The sequence below is a fragment of the Blautia liquoris genome (assembly GCF_015159595.1).
Taxonomy (GTDB): domain Bacteria; phylum Bacillota; class Clostridia; order Lachnospirales; family Lachnospiraceae; genus Novisyntrophococcus; species Novisyntrophococcus liquoris.
Map to the genome: position 1 here is coordinate 832,836 of NZ_CP063304.1, position 16,364 is coordinate 849,199.

Annotated in this window: 13 protein-coding genes; 12 read left to right on the forward strand and 1 reads right to left on the reverse strand. The window is 40.1% G+C overall.

The window, feature by feature from the left end; translation table 11 throughout:
- Nucleotides 1-43 precede the first annotated feature (43 nt).
- Nucleotides 44-1,360, reverse strand: coding sequence for a glycosyltransferase family 2 protein (locus INP51_RS03835; protein ID WP_193736412.1), 1,317 nt, complete (start codon nt 1,358-1,360; stop codon nt 44-46).
- Nucleotides 1,361-1,609: 249 nt separating this feature from the next.
- On the opposite strand from INP51_RS03835, the gene INP51_RS03840 reads away from it, so the two are divergent.
- The 12 genes from INP51_RS03840 (at nt 1,610) to INP51_RS03895 (ending at nt 16,364) form a co-directional block, all read left to right on the forward strand.
- Complete coding sequence (locus INP51_RS03840) at nt 1,610-2,731, forward strand: polysaccharide pyruvyl transferase family protein (protein WP_193736413.1); 1,122 nt, start codon at nt 1,610-1,612, stop codon at nt 2,729-2,731.
- Nucleotides 2,732-2,793: 62 nt separating this feature from the next.
- Nucleotides 2,794-5,511: a rhamnan synthesis F family protein gene (locus tag INP51_RS03845; protein WP_193736414.1), complete on the forward strand. Its 2,718-nt coding sequence runs from the start codon at nt 2,794-2,796 to the stop codon at nt 5,509-5,511.
- Between the two features lie 22 nt (nt 5,512-5,533).
- Nucleotides 5,534-6,553 carry an acyltransferase family protein gene (locus INP51_RS03850; RefSeq protein WP_193736415.1) on the forward strand — a complete coding sequence of 340 codons (1,020 nt, stop codon included), beginning with the start codon at nt 5,534-5,536 and terminating at the stop codon, nt 6,551-6,553.
- On the forward strand, nt 6,550-7,425 hold the full coding sequence (locus INP51_RS03855) for an NAD-dependent epimerase/dehydratase family protein (protein ID WP_230406873.1): 876 nt from the start codon (nt 6,550-6,552) through the stop codon (nt 7,423-7,425). Before INP51_RS03850 ends, INP51_RS03855 begins: the two co-directional genes overlap by 4 nt.
- A 3-nt stretch (nt 7,426-7,428) precedes the next feature.
- Nucleotides 7,429-8,274, forward strand: a complete 846-nt coding sequence (gene rfbD / locus INP51_RS03860) for a dTDP-4-dehydrorhamnose reductase (RefSeq protein WP_193736416.1) — start codon at nt 7,429-7,431, stop codon at nt 8,272-8,274.
- Nucleotides 8,275-8,278: 4 nt separating this feature from the next.
- Nucleotides 8,279-9,472, forward strand: coding sequence for an ATP-grasp domain-containing protein (locus tag INP51_RS03865; protein ID WP_193736417.1), 1,194 nt, complete (start codon nt 8,279-8,281; stop codon nt 9,470-9,472).
- Nucleotides 9,473-9,541: 69 nt separating this feature from the next.
- Nucleotides 9,542-11,713 (forward strand): pyridoxal-phosphate dependent enzyme, encoded by a 2,172-nt coding sequence (locus INP51_RS03870; protein ID WP_193736418.1) that lies wholly within the window; start codon nt 9,542-9,544, stop codon nt 11,711-11,713.
- Between the two features lie 5 nt (nt 11,714-11,718).
- Complete coding sequence (locus tag INP51_RS03875; RefSeq protein ID WP_230406874.1) at nt 11,719-12,096, forward strand: DMT family transporter; 378 nt, start codon at nt 11,719-11,721, stop codon at nt 12,094-12,096.
- Nucleotides 12,083-12,433 (forward strand): EamA family transporter, encoded by a 351-nt coding sequence (locus INP51_RS03880; protein ID WP_207736893.1) that lies wholly within the window; start codon nt 12,083-12,085, stop codon nt 12,431-12,433. Before INP51_RS03875 ends, INP51_RS03880 begins: the two co-directional genes overlap by 14 nt.
- Before the next feature lie 27 nt (nt 12,434-12,460).
- Nucleotides 12,461-13,408 carry a glycosyltransferase family 2 protein gene (locus tag INP51_RS03885; protein ID WP_193736419.1) on the forward strand — a complete coding sequence of 316 codons (948 nt, stop codon included), beginning with the start codon at nt 12,461-12,463 and terminating at the stop codon, nt 13,406-13,408.
- Nucleotides 13,405-14,550, forward strand: coding sequence for a dTDP-4-amino-4,6-dideoxygalactose transaminase (rffA, locus tag INP51_RS03890; RefSeq protein ID WP_193736420.1), 1,146 nt, complete (start codon nt 13,405-13,407; stop codon nt 14,548-14,550). The genes INP51_RS03885 and rffA overlap by 4 nt, the downstream gene beginning before the upstream one ends.
- Nucleotides 14,547-16,364, forward strand: a complete 1,818-nt coding sequence (locus INP51_RS03895; RefSeq protein WP_193736421.1) for a glycosyltransferase family 2 protein — start codon at nt 14,547-14,549, stop codon at nt 16,362-16,364. The genes rffA and INP51_RS03895 overlap by 4 nt, the downstream gene beginning before the upstream one ends.

Sequence of the window (16,364 nt, forward strand, 5' to 3'; positions counted from 1 at the left end):
AACTTAAAGCCAGATATTTCTTTACTCATCCCAAGCACTTACACTATTTATTGTTGCTGTCTCTAAACTTAGCCTTCAGTTTACGAAATGGTGAAGTAATTTTCCATGAGGTAGAGTTCTCAATCATATTTAGCGTATTCAATAGATCGAAATTACTTTTTTCAAGTTCTTTGCTTTGTTGTGTAAGAGATAGTATAACATTTTCCTTTTCAACTAAAGCCATATTGAGTTTTTTAATCTCCTGATTTTGATGATTTATTTCTCCGTCTAACTTGTTGATATGAAGTCTACATAAGTTAATACTGCTTTTTAAACTGTCATATTCAGCCTGACAACCTTGAAGATAGGGATCGTTATAAAGATGAGTCCCGGTGTATTTGCCAACTTCAATTGTTGAAAAATTATACTTCTCCTTGAGAAGCGCAGCAGTTTCCGGATTATTAAGAAGCCCTTCGATTTTTAACAAACCTAAAGCAGAATATGCAGTGGATTGATTAAAAGATCTGCAGATTAAAAATGCTTTCTCACATGAGAGTTCTTGTGGTGTACTTGCATTTTGGTTTATAAAAAAGTCTTTGAAAGTGTGTATAAATAGTTCATCTTCCATATGATCAAAAAAGTGGTATCGTATATGCATTTGTTCATTATAAAAACGTGTGTCATGTGTTTCCGAGTAACTACTCACATTTTTGTCATCATTTAATATACGTCGGCATTTCATCAGTGGTTCTTCTATAACCCCAAAAGTGTACTTCTGAGTAAATCGGACCCACCATTCCATGTCTGTCGCCTGAATGTAGAATAGATTATGACCGCCGATCGATGAAATCGTTTCTGCTTCAACCATAGATGAAGGATTTGGAAGCCTATTTCCGTGAAAGAAAAAGAAACGAAGCCAGTATTTCTGATCCTCAGTGTTGGCAGACAACAGCTCTTTTAATTGTGATAATTCTTCATTTACAAGTTTTCCATCTTGATCAATCAGGTCAACCCAGGTGAAACAACCCTTGTGTTCAGGGTGTTCCTTTAAATAATTAAGCTGAATCTCAAGTTTATTGTCATTCCAGACATCATCGCTGTCCATGATAGCTAAATACTTGCCATTCACCTTAGAAAAACCGTAGTTTGTAGCATAAGAGATATGTCGATTTTCTGAAAGTGTGTATATTTCTACCCGCTTGTCGGTTATTTTATTTAAGAGCTGCGGAGTGCTGTCGGTTGATCCGTCATCTACGATAATAAATTGCAAGTTACGATAGGATTGATTTAGTACACTATTTACGCTTTCAAGTAAATAGTCTTCGGAATTATGGACGGTCATAACTACACTGATTAAAGGAAGATCCATTTTTTTAACCACTCAAAGCCTTTCTTTTTTATATTAATAAGATTGTGAGAGCTCGAAGAGCGTAACAATCTGTGTATCATTAGAGTCAAAACACCTTTTAACGCTTTCATTATATTATACGTTACCGTTAGTTACATTTCAATACGAGCAATAAGATTCCTACGTTTTTTCAACTCAAAATTCTTCGATTTTGGACCTTTTGATTGTGCTGTTCTGTTTTTTATGTTAGTCTATACAGAGACTTAATTGGAAGGTGTATAGATGAAAAGAGTATATATACATGCATATCTGCAGGAAAATCTTGGTGACGACTTGTTTGTAGAGACATTATGCAGAAGATATCCTATGGTTCGGTTCTATATCATAGCTGATAAATCTTACAAGACAAGGTTCAGAGATTTACACAATTGTAAGGTAAGGGATCCGAAAGAAAAAAAGGTCCTTTTGGCGAATAAGATACTTAAGCATTTTAAAAATGTGAATTCATATCTCCAAGTATTGATTAGACGTTCTGAAGCAGTTATTCATATTGGCGGATCATCTTTCGTACAGCATCATGATGATTGGTCGGAATTCTATAATTTTGATAAGATGCTGGTTGAGAACAGCAAAAACCTTTTCCTGATTGGAGCAAATTTCGGCCCCTATAAAGATCAAAGATATCTTAAAGCATATCACGAGTTGTTTAAAAAATATAAAGGTATCTGTTTAAGAGACGAATATTCTTGGAATCTCTTTAGAGATGTTCCGCAGGTTTCTTATGCACCAGATGTTCTGTTTGGACTAAAATCAAATATTACATCGACCGTTAATAACAAGGAGAAAATAGTTATTTTCTCCCTCATTGATCTTCAGAACAGACAAGGAAACTATGACATAAGTGTCTATGAAGCGGATTATATTAGGTTTCAGGTCGATCTGGTTCGATATTTTATCAGTGAGCAGTATAAAATCATCCTTATATCGTTTTGCCGGAATGAAGGAGATGAGGTCATGATTCAAAAAATCCGTGAAAACTTTAATGAATTGGAAAGACAGAGAATTCAAAATATGAGTTATCAAACGGATACAGAGCCCATACTACATGAATTTGAAAAAGCTGAGATTGTAATTGGAACCAGATTTCACAGTATAGTTTTGGGGTTTGTCTATGAGTGTAAGGTGCTCCCTATTATATATAACCAAAAGACAGAAAAAATGCTAGACGATTTAAAGTATACATTATCTATAAAGCTTCCGGAATTAAACAATACTGACGCTACTGAATTAGGGAGAAAAGTTACTCTAAGGAAGCCATTAGATATAAGTGAGCAGGTTAAGCTGTCAAAGAGACAGTTTTATTATACGGATATGCAGTTTGCATCGGCCGATGAAAATGATTGATTTCCATAATGAAAAGGCTTATAATTTAACATTGAGTACAAAGATAGTGAGGTAGTACCAGAATGAATATTGACAACAGGCTTTTAATATATTTTTTCTTTGATGCAGATGGTGTGGTAGATGATTATAACATATATATGCTACAAGATATGATGAAAAGCTGCCAGCATCTGTTTGTAATCAGTAATGGAAAACTGACAAAAGAAGGTTATGAAAAGTTTTCAAAACTTGCTGATTGTATTGTGGAACGTAATAATACAGGTTTTGATGTGGGGGCTTATAAAGAAGCTCTTCAGACGATTGGTTGGGAAGAATTATCAAAATATGACGAAGTAATACTAATGAATTATACTATTATGGGGCCGGTTTATCCGTTTGAAGAGATGTTTGAAACTATGGATAATAAACAGGATCTTGACTTCTGGGGAATAACGAAATATCACGAGGTCCGAGTTGATCCATATGGTAAAATCAAATGTGGATATTTGAGAGAACATATACAGTCCCATTTTATTGCGGTGAGGAATAAGATGCTGACAAGCGATGACTTTTATGAATATTGGGAAAAGATGCCCCCTATTAAAAGTTATGGTGATTCTGTTGCATACCACGAATCTTACTTTACGCATCATTTTGCAAAAAAAGGATTTAAGTGGGATGTCTATGTAAATACAGATGATATGAAAAAATTCACAGAATATCCGCTGCTAAAAGCCCCGAAGAAATTGATTGAAGAAAAACGTTGTCCTATATTCAAAAGGAGAAGTTTTAATCATGATTATATCGATTTTATAAATACAACGATTGGTGAGCCAACATATGAATTGATGGAATATCTGAAAAATTCTACGAATTATGATGTGAATTTAATCTGGAATAATATACTTCGATGTTGTAACCAGGCAAAGATCAAAGAGTGTCTGCAGCTAAACTATGTAATTCCTTCTAAAATTTCCCCTGATATTTCAGGAATCCTTGAGAAACGAAGAATCGCATTAGTTTTACATCTGTATTATGAAGAACTGTTGGAAGAGAGTTTTCAGTACGCAAGCTCCATGCCGGCAGAAGCGGATGTATATATTACCGTTGGAAATAAAAGAATGAAAGAACTTGTTGAAAAACGTTTTGACTCTTTAGAGTGTAGAAATCTGAAGGTAATGCAGATACCAAACAGAGGCAGGGATGTAGGATCTGTGTTGGTGGCAGTGAATCCGGATATTTTGCAATACGATTATGTTTGTTTTGCACACGATAAAAAGGTTACACAGCTAAAACCGGAATGTAAAGGTGCTTCCTGGGCATATTTGTGTTTCGAGAGTGTATTAAAGAATAAAGACCATGTGAATAATGTGATTCAGCTTTTCGAAGATAATCCGAGACTTGGATTACTTACTCCGACACCACCGAATCATGCTGAATATTTTCCGACAATGGGGAATGAATGGGCAGGTAATTTTAAAAATACGAAAAAGCTTGCAGAACAATTGGACATACACGTACCTATGTCAAGTGATCAACCGCCGATATCTGCTTTGGGATGCTTTTTTTGGTATCGTCCTAAAGCAATGATAAAACTGTATGCGAGAAATTTTTCCTATGAAGATTTTCCAGAAGAACCAATGAAAAAGACAGATGGGACAATCCTTCATGCTGTAGAGAGGCTATATTCATTTGCAGTACAGGATGCCGGATATTATCCAGCATGGTGTTTCAGTGATAATGTTGCATCAATGGAGATAACAAACCTATATTATATGCTTCGTGGAATGAATATGGCAATGATGAATGGGGGGCTGGCAGGTACATTTGTCGACGTGGTGAATGAAATGAAAAGAAGAGGGCCGGCTATGAGATCACTCTCCGATCTGCATAATGAGTTGATGGGGCTGTATGGATCCGGTGCATCAGCAAAAAGTTCGTTTGACGGCATGATGCATCTGTATTATAGTGAGGGAGAAGGATTTAATGAAAGATCTTCGGAAATATGTCGAGCTTCATTCAGAAAGAACCGTTTTGAAGTGGAATTTGAGATTCCTGATGATAATTCTATCATAGAGCAGCTGAGATTTGATCCTGGTGAGGAAGGCATGATCATTCTGAAAAAAATGTATGCTTTCATCGAATATGAGGATGGACATCATGATATCATTGAGATGGAGACTTGTGACTCCAACGGGTTCTCTTTTGATAATAAGATATTATTTATCAATCAAGATCCACAGGTATATATACAATGTGGCACAGAATCAAGGGCTATTTCAATCATGATTAAAGGGGAATTGGACAAAGATGTTACTCCTGACATAGTGGAGAGGGCAATTAACCAGAGACTTCCCATGATGACTCCGAAGTTATATTTTGATACTGGAAACGGAATCAATGAAACCGATGCGCTTCATGTGGTAAACAGGGGAAATGCAGAAAGAATTGAGGCATCATTTACATTTAATCAGCCAATTGCAATTAAGATGTTTCGCTTTGATCCTTGCGAACAAGGTATGTTTATAGTACAGGATCCGGAGATTAATATCATTTACTCAGATGATTCGAGTGAAAATTTGCAGCTATCTGATCTTTCCACAAATGGATATAGGATCGAAAACAATATATTCTATTTAAATGAGGATCCACAGATGAGTTGGACAAACAGAAAAGGACAGGCTGTGAAACAGGTTTGGGTTAGTATGAATGTAAGCCAGGAATTTGATGCGTCTGTTATGGATGAAATCCTTTCCAGAAAAGAGTCCTTGGTCTCATTTGCAAAAAAGCACTTAAAATAGTTCCAGACAGAAAGGGACACTTATGAAAAAAGAGCGGTTATTTTATCTGGATTTTGTGAGAGCTGTCGCAACGATAATCATAGTTCTCACACATTATAATGCGATTTTCCTGTACACAAATCCTCCTATGCCTGAGAAAGCTGTTTTAGGAATTTCATTTGCAAATGTGTATATTGGTGATTTTGGTGTCTCCCTGTTTTTGACGATCTCTGGGGCTGCATTGATGTACGTTTATCAGGAAGAACTAAAATGTAGGGATTTTTACAGGAAACGTTTCTTAAATATTTATCCTATGTATTGGATAGGATTTATACTGGCTTTTTTGATCGAGTTTTACAAAAATCGTGGATTTAATCCCGATATTCCCCGATATAAAATTATCTATAGTTTTTTGGGAATAGATAAGTATATGTCGAACTTTGGAGACATCAATTTTTCACTCGTAGGTGAATGGTTTTTAGGACTCATTATAGTATTTTACCTGCTGTTTCCACTGATCAGAAAATGGATGAATACATCTTCGATTAGTCTGGGAGTTATTGCTACAATTGTATTCATTGTGTTTCTTGTCATGAATTTTGATCAAAACTCCATTTTACTTCCGGTACTTCTTCCAAGAATACTGTTTGGTATGTACTTTGTGAAGAGCAAACGAAAAGTGAATTTGCCTGTTGCGGTTGTTTCGTTAGCGATTCTCGTGATTAATTACTTAGCTGCCCCAAGTATAAACAGAGATTTACAGGCGACATACGTTGGAATTTGTGGCTTTTTGGTATTGGTTTATATTGCCGATTATTTAAGATGGGTTCCATTCAGAAGATTGTGCTCGTTAATCTGCAAGTACTCGTATGCGATCTTTATAGTCCATCATATGGTTATTTTACAGATCGTATCCAGAATGGATTTAAATGCACTGACAAGAACCTATAGTTATTTATTGTTCATGACTTGCTGCATTGCAGTTTTTGCAGTGGCTTATTTGCTGCAGAGGATATATGACAGCATCATGGAATTGTTTAAAAAAGATGAAAGGAGCGTATGACTGCTTTTGGGCATCATACAAATTTTAAGATGGAGAAAGTATTAGTTACAGGTTCTGGCGGATATATTGGAAGACATGTAGTAAGGACATTGCTGGACATGAATTATACTGTAATTGCTGCAGATATACACAATACTGAAGTTGATGACAGAGCTACAAAAATAAACATATCAATTTTTGATGATGATCCGGATATTTATAAACACCTGGGCAGCCCGGACATATGTATTCACTTGGCATGGAGAAATGGGTTTGTACACAATGCCTGCACTCATATGGAGGATCTGTCAGCTCACTGCAGATTCTTAAGACGAATGATAGAGTCTGGTCTTAAAAATCTGGCTGTAATGGGTACGATGCATGAAGTGGGGTATTGGGAAGGTGCGATTGATGAGAACACACCATGCAATCCTTTATCTCAATATGGAGTGGCAAAAAATGCTCTTCGCCAGTCATTGATGCAATTGACAAAAACACAAGATTTTAATCTATACTGGCTGAGAGCCTATTATATACTTGGGGATGATATGAAGAACCACTCCGTCTTTACAAAGATTCTGCAAAAGGCAGAGGAAGGAGAAAAAACATTTCCGTTTAATTCTGGAAAAAATCTTTACGATTTTATCAGTGTTGATCAGCTTGCAGAATATATATCGAAAGCAGCCACACAAAAAGAAATTACAGGTATCATTAACGTTTGCACTGGAAAACCCGTTTCACTGGCAGATAAAGTAGAAGAGTTCATTAAAAGAAAAAGGTTATCAATCAAATTGAATTATGGAGCTTTTCCCGACAGATCATATGATTCACCCGGAGTGTGGGGAAATCCTGAAAAAATGAAAAAAATATTAGAAATGTTTGAGGGGAGATAACTTATGAAGGTTTTAGTTACGGGTGTTAAAGGACAGCTTGGCTACAGTGTTGTTCGGGAGTTGGAAAAGAGAAATCATCAAGCTATAGGGGTAGACATTAACGATATGGATATTACCGATGCAGATCAGACAAAAAAAGTGATAATGGATATAGCACCTGATGCAGTAATTCATTGTGCTGCATATACTGCTGTAGATGCTTCTGAAGATAATATGGCTTTGTGCAGAAATGTTAATGTTAATGGAACTGAAAATGTTGCCAGAGCCTGCCAAGAGCTAAACATCAAGATGATGTACATCAGCACAGACTATGTCTTCGGAGGTGAGGGAACACATGCATGGGAACCAGATGATGAATGTCATCCGCTCGGAGTTTACGGACAGACAAAATACGAGGGAGAACTGGCTCTTCAGAAATATGTGAAAAAGTTCTTTCTGGTTAGAACGGCCTGGGTTTTCGGCCGAAATGGCAAGAATTTTATCAAAACCATGTTGAATCTTGCTAAGACTCATGATACATTGACAGTAGTTGATGATCAGATTGGCTCTCCGACGTATACGTATGATTTGGCCAGACTGCTTGTCGACTTGATTGAAACCGAAAAATACGGTACCTATCATGCAACTAATGAGGGCTTTTGCTCCTGGTATGATTTTGCCTGCGAGATATTCCGGCAGGCCAGTTTGGATGTGAAAGTGATACCTGTTACCAGTGAAGAATATGGATCAAAGGCAAAGCGGCCTTTTAACAGCCGCTTGAGTAAGGATAAGTTAGATGAACAAGGATTTAAACGCCTTCCGCCCTGGCAGGATGCTTTATCGAGATATTTAAAGGAGATTAACGACTGAGGCTATGAAAAAAGTTTTGTTACTCGGAGGTAATTATTTCCAGCAGACTGCGACGATAGCCGCGAAAGAGTTGGGCTATTATGTGATCAGTGTTGATTATCTGCCGGATAATCCCGCACATAAGTATGCGGATGAATATCACAATATCAGTACGATTGATAAGGAGGCAGTGCTTGCATTGGCACGTGAGAAGCAGATTGACGGAATTGTATCCTATGCTTCCGATGTGTCCGCGCCGACTGCAGCTTATGTGGCCGAAAAGATGGGACTTCCCACGAATCCGTACGAGTCAGTTATGACGCTTACGCATAAAGATCGTTTCCGTGCATTTATGCGTGAACATGGATTTCGGATGCCACGGGGAGATAGCTTTGCGGATGAATCAAAAGCACTTGATTTTTTTAAGAAGCTTTCGAAACCGGTCATGGTAAAACCTGTGGATTCTTCAGGCAGCAAGGGAGTTACAAAGATTTTTACCGACGAGGAATTTCACGACGCCTATGAGGAGGCGTTGTCGTATTCGATCATAAAACAGGTAATCATCGAAGAGTTCATATCGAAAAAAGGTTATCAGATCGATGGAGACGGATTTATCGTGGATGGAAAGATTGCATTCTTTGGCGTGATGGATCAGCATCATGATATTGAATGCAGTCTGTATACGCCGGTTGGTCTAAGTTGTCCATCGAAACAGAAACAAAAGTATCAGGATGAGGCAAAAGAGCAGATTCAGAAGATCTTTGATCTGTTGGACATGAAGATGGGCGAGTTTAACTTTGAGTATATCATCGGTGAAGACGATCAGGTGTATATTCTGGAGATCGGCCCGAGAAGTGGTGGTAATCTAATTCCAGACACTATCAAGGTGGCAAGAGAAGTCGATCTGGCATCCTATGTGATCAAAAGTGCCGTGGGTGATGACTGCTCCGATTTGTCTGAGAGACCAATACATAGCTGCACTTCTTCATATATTGTTCATGCTACAAAAGATGGTATATTCAAGAAGATTGAGATTGATGAAACTCTTGAAGAACAGATTGAAAGACAGGAGATTTTCGTCAAGCCAGGTGATCCGGTGAAGAAATTTAAAAATGCTGGCTATGGGATAGGAGCTATGATTATCACCTTTCGGAATGTGGAAGAGATGTGTGAGCGCATCGACCATATGAATGATTATATCAAGGTAATTGTGGAATAGCTTCACAAAAGGAGGATGGTATCTTGACACCCTTTACTGAAGGCGATAGACAGGTGCCTAGATGATTTTATGAAAAAACTTATGATTATGGGAGCCGGGTATACCCAGATCCCTTTGATAGAAGCTGCAAAACGTCTGGGTTGTCATACGATTGCAGCCAGTATTCCCGGGGATTATCCAGGGTTTGCGGCCGCAGATGAGGTGGCTTTGGCAGATATTGCCGATCCCGACGCTGTCGTTAAAAAAGCAAAAGAACTCAATATTGATGCGGTTACAACCTGCGGATTAGATCTTGGTATGGCTGCAATTGGTGCTGTGGCGGAAGCTTTACATCTTTCGGGGCCATCCAAAAGGGCGGCAGCACTGGCCTCGAATAAATTGCAGATGAAGACTGCTCTTGTAAAACAAGGGGTGCAGACTGCTCGGTTTGTCTGTATTCATACGAAAGAGGAGCTGGTTCATGCACTGGATCAGTTCCCTTTTCCTGTTATTTTAAAAGCTGTGGATCAGATGGGAAGCAGAGGAATCTTTCGGTGTGATACTGCGGAGGAGACTTTTGAAAATTATGAAAAGACCATGGCAGCTACGAAGAAAGACTACTGTCTTCTGGAAGAGTTTATCGAAGGCGAGATCTTTGGCGTGGAGGCTATGATTCAGCATGGGAAGATCCTATATATGCTTCCGAACAACATTGAGGCATTCATTAGTACAACTCCTACACCGATCGGACATTCTGTACCATTTAAGGAATTGGATATACTGGGAAGTCAGATTGAAGAGCAGACGAGAAAGGCAATCTTTGCGCTCGGACTCGACAATTGTCCTGTAAACTGTGATTTTATAAAAAAGGACGGAAAAGTATATGTGATAGAACTCACTGGAAGGTCAGGTGCAACGGGCCTGTCTGAAATGGTGAGTATTTATTATGGAATCGATTATTATGAGACTATCGTAAGACTGGCGCTTGGAGAATCAGTAGAGGGATACTTTATGGGAAAGACTCCCCATACTGCGAACCTGACACGGACATTGATGTCTGACCGAAGAGGGATCTTAAGAAAAGTTTATAACTATAATCTTCCATCAGATGATATCATAGATCTTTCTTTTAATGTACATCCGGGTGAAGAAGTGCGCACCTATAAAAACGGCAGAGACCGGATCGGACAGCTGATCCTAAAGGGCGATTCCCTGCCCTTATGTGAGATGCGAAAGGGGGAGATCCTTTCTCATATCAGTCTGGATCTTGAGGGAGACATTCCCCTGTATGATACAGTGATTCATCCGATCTCCGACATCGGCGGGAATCATGTGTATGTAAAGCGTGAGGACACACTTCCATTCTCTTTCGGCGGCAATAAGGTACGTTTTGCAAAGTATTATCTAGATGACATGGAACGGCAGGGAGCCGATGCACTGATCATATATGGCAATTATCATTCGAATCTCTGCCGGATTCTCTCTCTTGCGGCACATCAAAGAGGGATTCCCTGTAGTATGGTATATAACGTGGATGATGTGGATGACTCTCAGACAAGCTATAACTCTTATCTGATTCAGGCAATGGATGTCAGAGAATTTACCTGTCATAAGACAGAGATCAGCCGAGCGGTCGAACAGGCAAAGGAAGATCTTACCGGGAGAGGGTTTCACCCTTATTATATCTATGGAGATTCTCTTGGAAAGGGACATGAATGGGTTCCGATGCAGGCGTATGCAGATACTTACCAGGAAATACGAGCTTACGAAATTCGTGAAAATCGAAGATTTGACTATATTTTTCTTGCATCCAGCACAAATATGACACAATCTGGTCTTCTGGCGGGCCTTCTGACCGACCGAGACACTGACAAAAAAAGACGCCAGATCATCGGCATTTCGGTTTCCAGAAACAAAAAACGTGCCGAAGAAGTGATTTTAGAAAACCTGCGTGCTTACAGTGAGAAGATGGATATTACATTTCCTGTGGATCCAAAGGCTTGGATTACCATATCTGATGAATATCTGGATGGCGGATATGGGCGCTTTCATGAGAAGGTTAGCCAGACCATCCGAAGTGTCTATGAAGAGGACGGTCTGAACCTGGACGGGATCTACACGGGAAAGGCCTTTTATGGAATGAAGGAATATCTGAAAACTCATCAGATACGAGGCAAAAATGTTTTGTTTTTGCATACGGGTGGTGCGCCCCTGTTCTTTGACGAGCTGACAGATTTGTATTCCGGGAAAGGTAAAGGTTGAAAGTTATGGATCGTTGTGAGAAAATGGATAAAACAGCAAGATATGATGTGAGGTGGTTTCTCTTGCTCCATATCAGTCTGCTTTTCAGTTCGCTCAGCGGTGTGTGCTCGAAACTGGCAGCAGGTCAGAAATTTTTGTCTTTGCGGTTTTTCTTCTATTACGGACTGGTTCTTGTGATTATGTTTGGATATGCCGTTATCTGGCAGCAGATTCTGAAGCGGATGCCGCTGACTGTGGCTTATTCCAACAAACCAATCTCTCTGATCTGGGGAATGGTCTGGGGAGCACTGATATTCAAGGAAAGGATTACATGGAAGATGATTTTGGGAGCGGCGATAATATTTGCCGGCATTTACCTAGTGGTGACAGATGATGAGTCGTGAAACGATTGCAGTTTTAATACTTTTAAGTTCCGTGTTGATTTCTTCTATCTCGCAGATTATGCTGAAAATTTCGGCGAATAAGAGCTACGGGACCAGACTTTTGGAGTACCTAAATCCTCTGGTTATCACAGCATATGGAATGTTTTTTGTATCTACGATACTTACGATGTTGGCTCTTCGCTATCTTCCGCTGTCGATGTCTCCGATATTGGAGTCTGCGAGTTATATTTTTGTCAGTATTATGGGATACTTCTTACTAAAAGAAAAATTTTCCAGACGTAAGATCGCAGGGCTGGCGCTGATTCTGTTGGGGATACTGGTATTCTCGGCACTGTAGATGATGTCTGGAAGTTGGAGGAAATATATGTTAGTGTCAATTGTGGTGCCTTGTTATAATTCAGAGGGATCTGTCGGAGAACTGGTAGATCTTTGTGAAGAGGAATTCGACCGGTTGGATGGTTATGAGTGTGAAATCATCCTTGTAAATGATTATTCGAAAGACCGTACTTTCGAGACGATCCGCATGTGTGCCGAAAAATATTCCAATGTAAAGGGAATTAATCTGGCCAAAAATTTCGGACAGCACGCGGCAATTATGGCAGGTCTTCACTATGTAAGCGGTGAACTTGTCGTGGGGATGGATGATGACTTGCAAAATCATCCTTCGCAGATACTTCAATTCATCGAAAAGTTGAATGAAGGATATGATGTCGTATTCGGAGTTTTCAAAGAGCGGAAGTTCTCTTGGTTTAAGAATCTGACGGGGGCGGTGAGCCGCTTTTTCCTGTGGCATCTGTTGGAACGTCCGAAGGATATCCAGATGAGCAGCTTCTGGCTTGCCAGACGATTCGTGATTGATAAAGTAAAAGAATATGAAGGTGAGCAGGTATTCATACAGATCCTGTTTTTCCGCACGACACATAATATTGCGAATATCGAGATAGATCACTATGAACGAGAGTATGGAAAATCGAATTATACATTCGGAAAGGGACTGAAATTGTTTCTGTCCTGCATTAATTTCACGGCACTTCCGCTGCGTTTGTCCACACTGTTCGGGATGGCATTTTCGAGTATAGGACTGATTGGTGCACTGGTTGTATTGATCAGAAAACTTCTTCACCCCTCGATTGCGATGGGATGGGCATCGGTGATGTGTGCCATGCTGGTCTTTTTCGGTATCATGTTTTTTATGGTAGGAATTCTCGGCGAATATGTGGGGAAGATTATCCTGAATGTGAATAAAACACCACAGTTTGTAGTGAGGGAGACGTTAAATATTGCAGAAGAGAAAAGGGAGAAAGACCATTGATCGATTTTAACAGGCCGGCATTCGTCGGAAAAGAACTGGATTATATCAAAGAAGCAGTGGACAATAAAAAACTCTGTGGAGACGGTGTATTTACAAAGAAATGCGCTGCCTGGATGCGGGAGCATTTTCATTCGAAATACGTGATGCTGACGACTTCTTGTACAAGTGCACTTGAGATGGCGGCTTATTTGTCCGGAATTGGTCCGGGGGATGAAGTTATCATGCCTTCCTATACCTTTGTCTCATCGGCAGATGCATTCGTGCTGCGGGGAGCGAAGATCGTCTTTGTGGATATTCGGCCGGATACCATGAATATTGATGAGAATAAGATTGAGGCAGCAATCACAGATAAGACGAAGGCGATTGTGCCGGTTCACTATGCGGGTGTCGCCTGCGAGATGGACAAGATCATGGAACTGGCGGAGAAATATCATCTGAAGGTCATTGAGGATGCCGCACAGGGAGTCAATGCTTTCTATAAGGGGAAAGCACTCGGCACCATCGGAGATTTTGGATGCTACAGTTTTCATGAAACCAAAAATTATACCATGGGTGAGGGCGGTGCACTCCTGTTTCAGGATGATTCTTATCTGGAAAAGGCGGAGATTCTCCGCGAAAAGGGGACGAACCGAAGTAAATTCTTCCGGGGACAGATTGATAAATATACTTGGATCGACTACGGATCTTCTTATCTTCCCAGTGATATGAATGCCGCTTATCTCTATGCTCAGCTGGAAGAACACGACAAGATAGATAAAAAGCGTATGGATATCTATAAACACTATGAGAAAGCTTTAAAGCCGTTAAAGGACAAAGGTCTGATTGATCAGCCCTGTGTCCCAAAAGAAGCCGTACATAATGCCCATATGTATTACATAAAGGTGAAAGATCTGAATGTCAGGACAAATCTGATTCGTTATATGAAAGAACGTGATATGATGTGTGTATTTCACTATGTCCCGCTGCACTCTTCCCCGGCCGGAATCAAATATGGCAGATTCTCCGGTGAGGATTGCTATACGACAAAAGAGAGTGAGAGACTGGTGCGTCTGCCGATGTATTATGCGCTCACGAAAAAGGATCAAGATCGCGTGATTTCCTGTCTGTTATCTTTTCCTGGTTATGAAGGGCAGGTTGTATGAATCTTTCGAAAATGCTTTATTTTATAAAGAAATTAAAACCTTATAATATTGTAAAAGGTCTGCGTTATCTGAACCATTATGGACCAAAGGAATTTTTTAATCGCCTTTTTGAACGTCTGGAACCGGATGAAGTGCCTTACGGACCATGGTATGAGTCTCACAGGGCCACCCCGGAGGAATTGAAGCGGCAGAGCAGGCATACTTTTGCATATGCGCCTCTGATCAGCGTGGTGGTTCCGGCATACCACACACCAGAGGCTTTTTTGCGTGAGATGATTGAATCCGTGAAATCTCAGTCGTATGAAAACTGGCAGCTTGTCATAGCAGATGCCAGTCCGGATGACGAGAGGATGAATCAGGTGCTGAAAGTCTATGCAGATGATGACAGACGAATTGTCGTGAGAACACTAAAAGAAAATCTGGGGATCGCCGAGAACACGAATGCCGGTTTTTCGGCAGCTGCGGGTGATTATGTTGGGCTTTTGGATCACGACGATCTGCTTGCACCCGATGCCTTATATGAAGTTGTTGACCTCTTGAATAAAGATAGACACACAGATGTTGTCTATACGGATGAAGACAAGGTGACTACAGATCTTTCTGAACATTTTCAGCCGCATATGAAACCGGACTTTAATCTGGATCTTTTAAGATCGAATAATTATATCTGTCATTTTTTCGTTGTGAAGAGATCTTTGATTGAACGGGTCGGGGGCTTCAGACGGGAGTTTGATGGGGCACAGGACTACGACTTTATCTTTCGCTGCGTAGAGCAGGCAAAAAAGATTGGCCATATTCCCCGAATTCTTTATCACTGGAGAACACATAAAACTTCCACGGCAGATAATCCTGCAAGCAAGATGTATGCGTTTGAGGCCGGAAAACGGGCGATCGAAGGGAATCTGATGCGTATGGGAGTCACAGGAGCGTGTGTGTCTCACACATCAGATTACGGATTTTACAATGTCACTTATCCGGTGAAAGGCAGTCCGCTGATCTCAATCATTATCCCGAATAAAGATCACATCGATCTGTTAAAGCAGTGTATTGACTCAGTCACAGAGCTTTCTACTTATCAGAATTATGAACTTCTGATCGTGGAGAACAACAGCAAAGAGCCTTCTACTTTTGAATATTATCAGGAGCTTGAAAAACGCAGCAAGGTACGGGTGATCACATATCAGGGTGAATTTAACTTTTCAGCAATCAATAATTTTGCCGTATCAAGGGCAAAAGGAGATTTCCTGATCTTCTTAAATAATGATATTAAGGTGATCACACCAGGTTGGATGGAGAGCCTTTTGGCAAATGTACAACGACCGGAAGTGGGTGTCGTGGGAAGTAAGCTGTATTATCCGGATGACACAATTCAACATGCTGGAATCATCATCGGAATCGGGGGTATCGCAGGACATGCTTTTCTGGGAATGAAGAGAAGCAGAACCGGATATCTTCACAAGGCTTCACTGCAGATGGACTACAGTGCAGTGACGGCGGCGTGTATGATGATGAAACGAGAAGTGTTCGACCAGGTCGAAGGCTTTGACGAAAAGCTGAAAGTGGCCTTCAATGATGTCGATCTCTGTCTCAGAGTCTGCCAGGAAGGGTATCTTTGTGTGTATGACCCGCATGTAGAGATGTACCATTATGAATCAAAATCACGCGGATTGGAAGACAGCAAAGAAAAAGTACGCAGATTTCAGACAGAGATTGAATATATGCGCACGAGATGGATTGACTTGCTGAAAAAAGGAGATCCCTATTATAATAAGAATCTCACTCTTGGCAAATGGAATTATTCACTTCGACCTTAA

Bases quoted from the DNA above. Each gene is read 5' to 3' on its own strand.
- rfbD (WP_193736416.1), top strand. From the start codon at position 7,429: ATGAAGGTTTTAGTTACGGGTGTTAAAGGACAGCTTGGCTACAGTGTT.
- INP51_RS03880 (WP_207736893.1), top strand. From the start codon at position 12,083: ATGATGAGTCGTGAAACGATTGCAGTTTTAATACTTTTAAGTTCCGTG.
- INP51_RS03885 (WP_193736419.1), top strand. From the start codon at position 12,461: ATGTTAGTGTCAATTGTGGTGCCTTGTTATAATTCAGAGGGATCTGTC.
- INP51_RS03855 (WP_230406873.1), top strand. From the start codon at position 6,550: ATGACTGCTTTTGGGCATCATACAAATTTTAAGATGGAGAAAGTATTA.
- INP51_RS03845 (WP_193736414.1), top strand. From the start codon at position 2,794: ATGAATATTGACAACAGGCTTTTAATATATTTTTTCTTTGATGCAGAT.
- INP51_RS03865 (WP_193736417.1), top strand. From the start codon at position 8,279: ATGAAAAAAGTTTTGTTACTCGGAGGTAATTATTTCCAGCAGACTGCG.
- INP51_RS03870 (WP_193736418.1), top strand. From the start codon at position 9,542: ATGAAAAAACTTATGATTATGGGAGCCGGGTATACCCAGATCCCTTTG.
- INP51_RS03840 (WP_193736413.1), top strand. From the start codon at position 1,610: ATGAAAAGAGTATATATACATGCATATCTGCAGGAAAATCTTGGTGAC.
- INP51_RS03895 (WP_193736421.1), top strand. From the start codon at position 14,547: ATGAATCTTTCGAAAATGCTTTATTTTATAAAGAAATTAAAACCTTAT.
- INP51_RS03850 (WP_193736415.1), top strand. From the start codon at position 5,534: ATGAAAAAAGAGCGGTTATTTTATCTGGATTTTGTGAGAGCTGTCGCA.
- INP51_RS03875 (WP_230406874.1), top strand. From the start codon at position 11,719: ATGGATCGTTGTGAGAAAATGGATAAAACAGCAAGATATGATGTGAGG.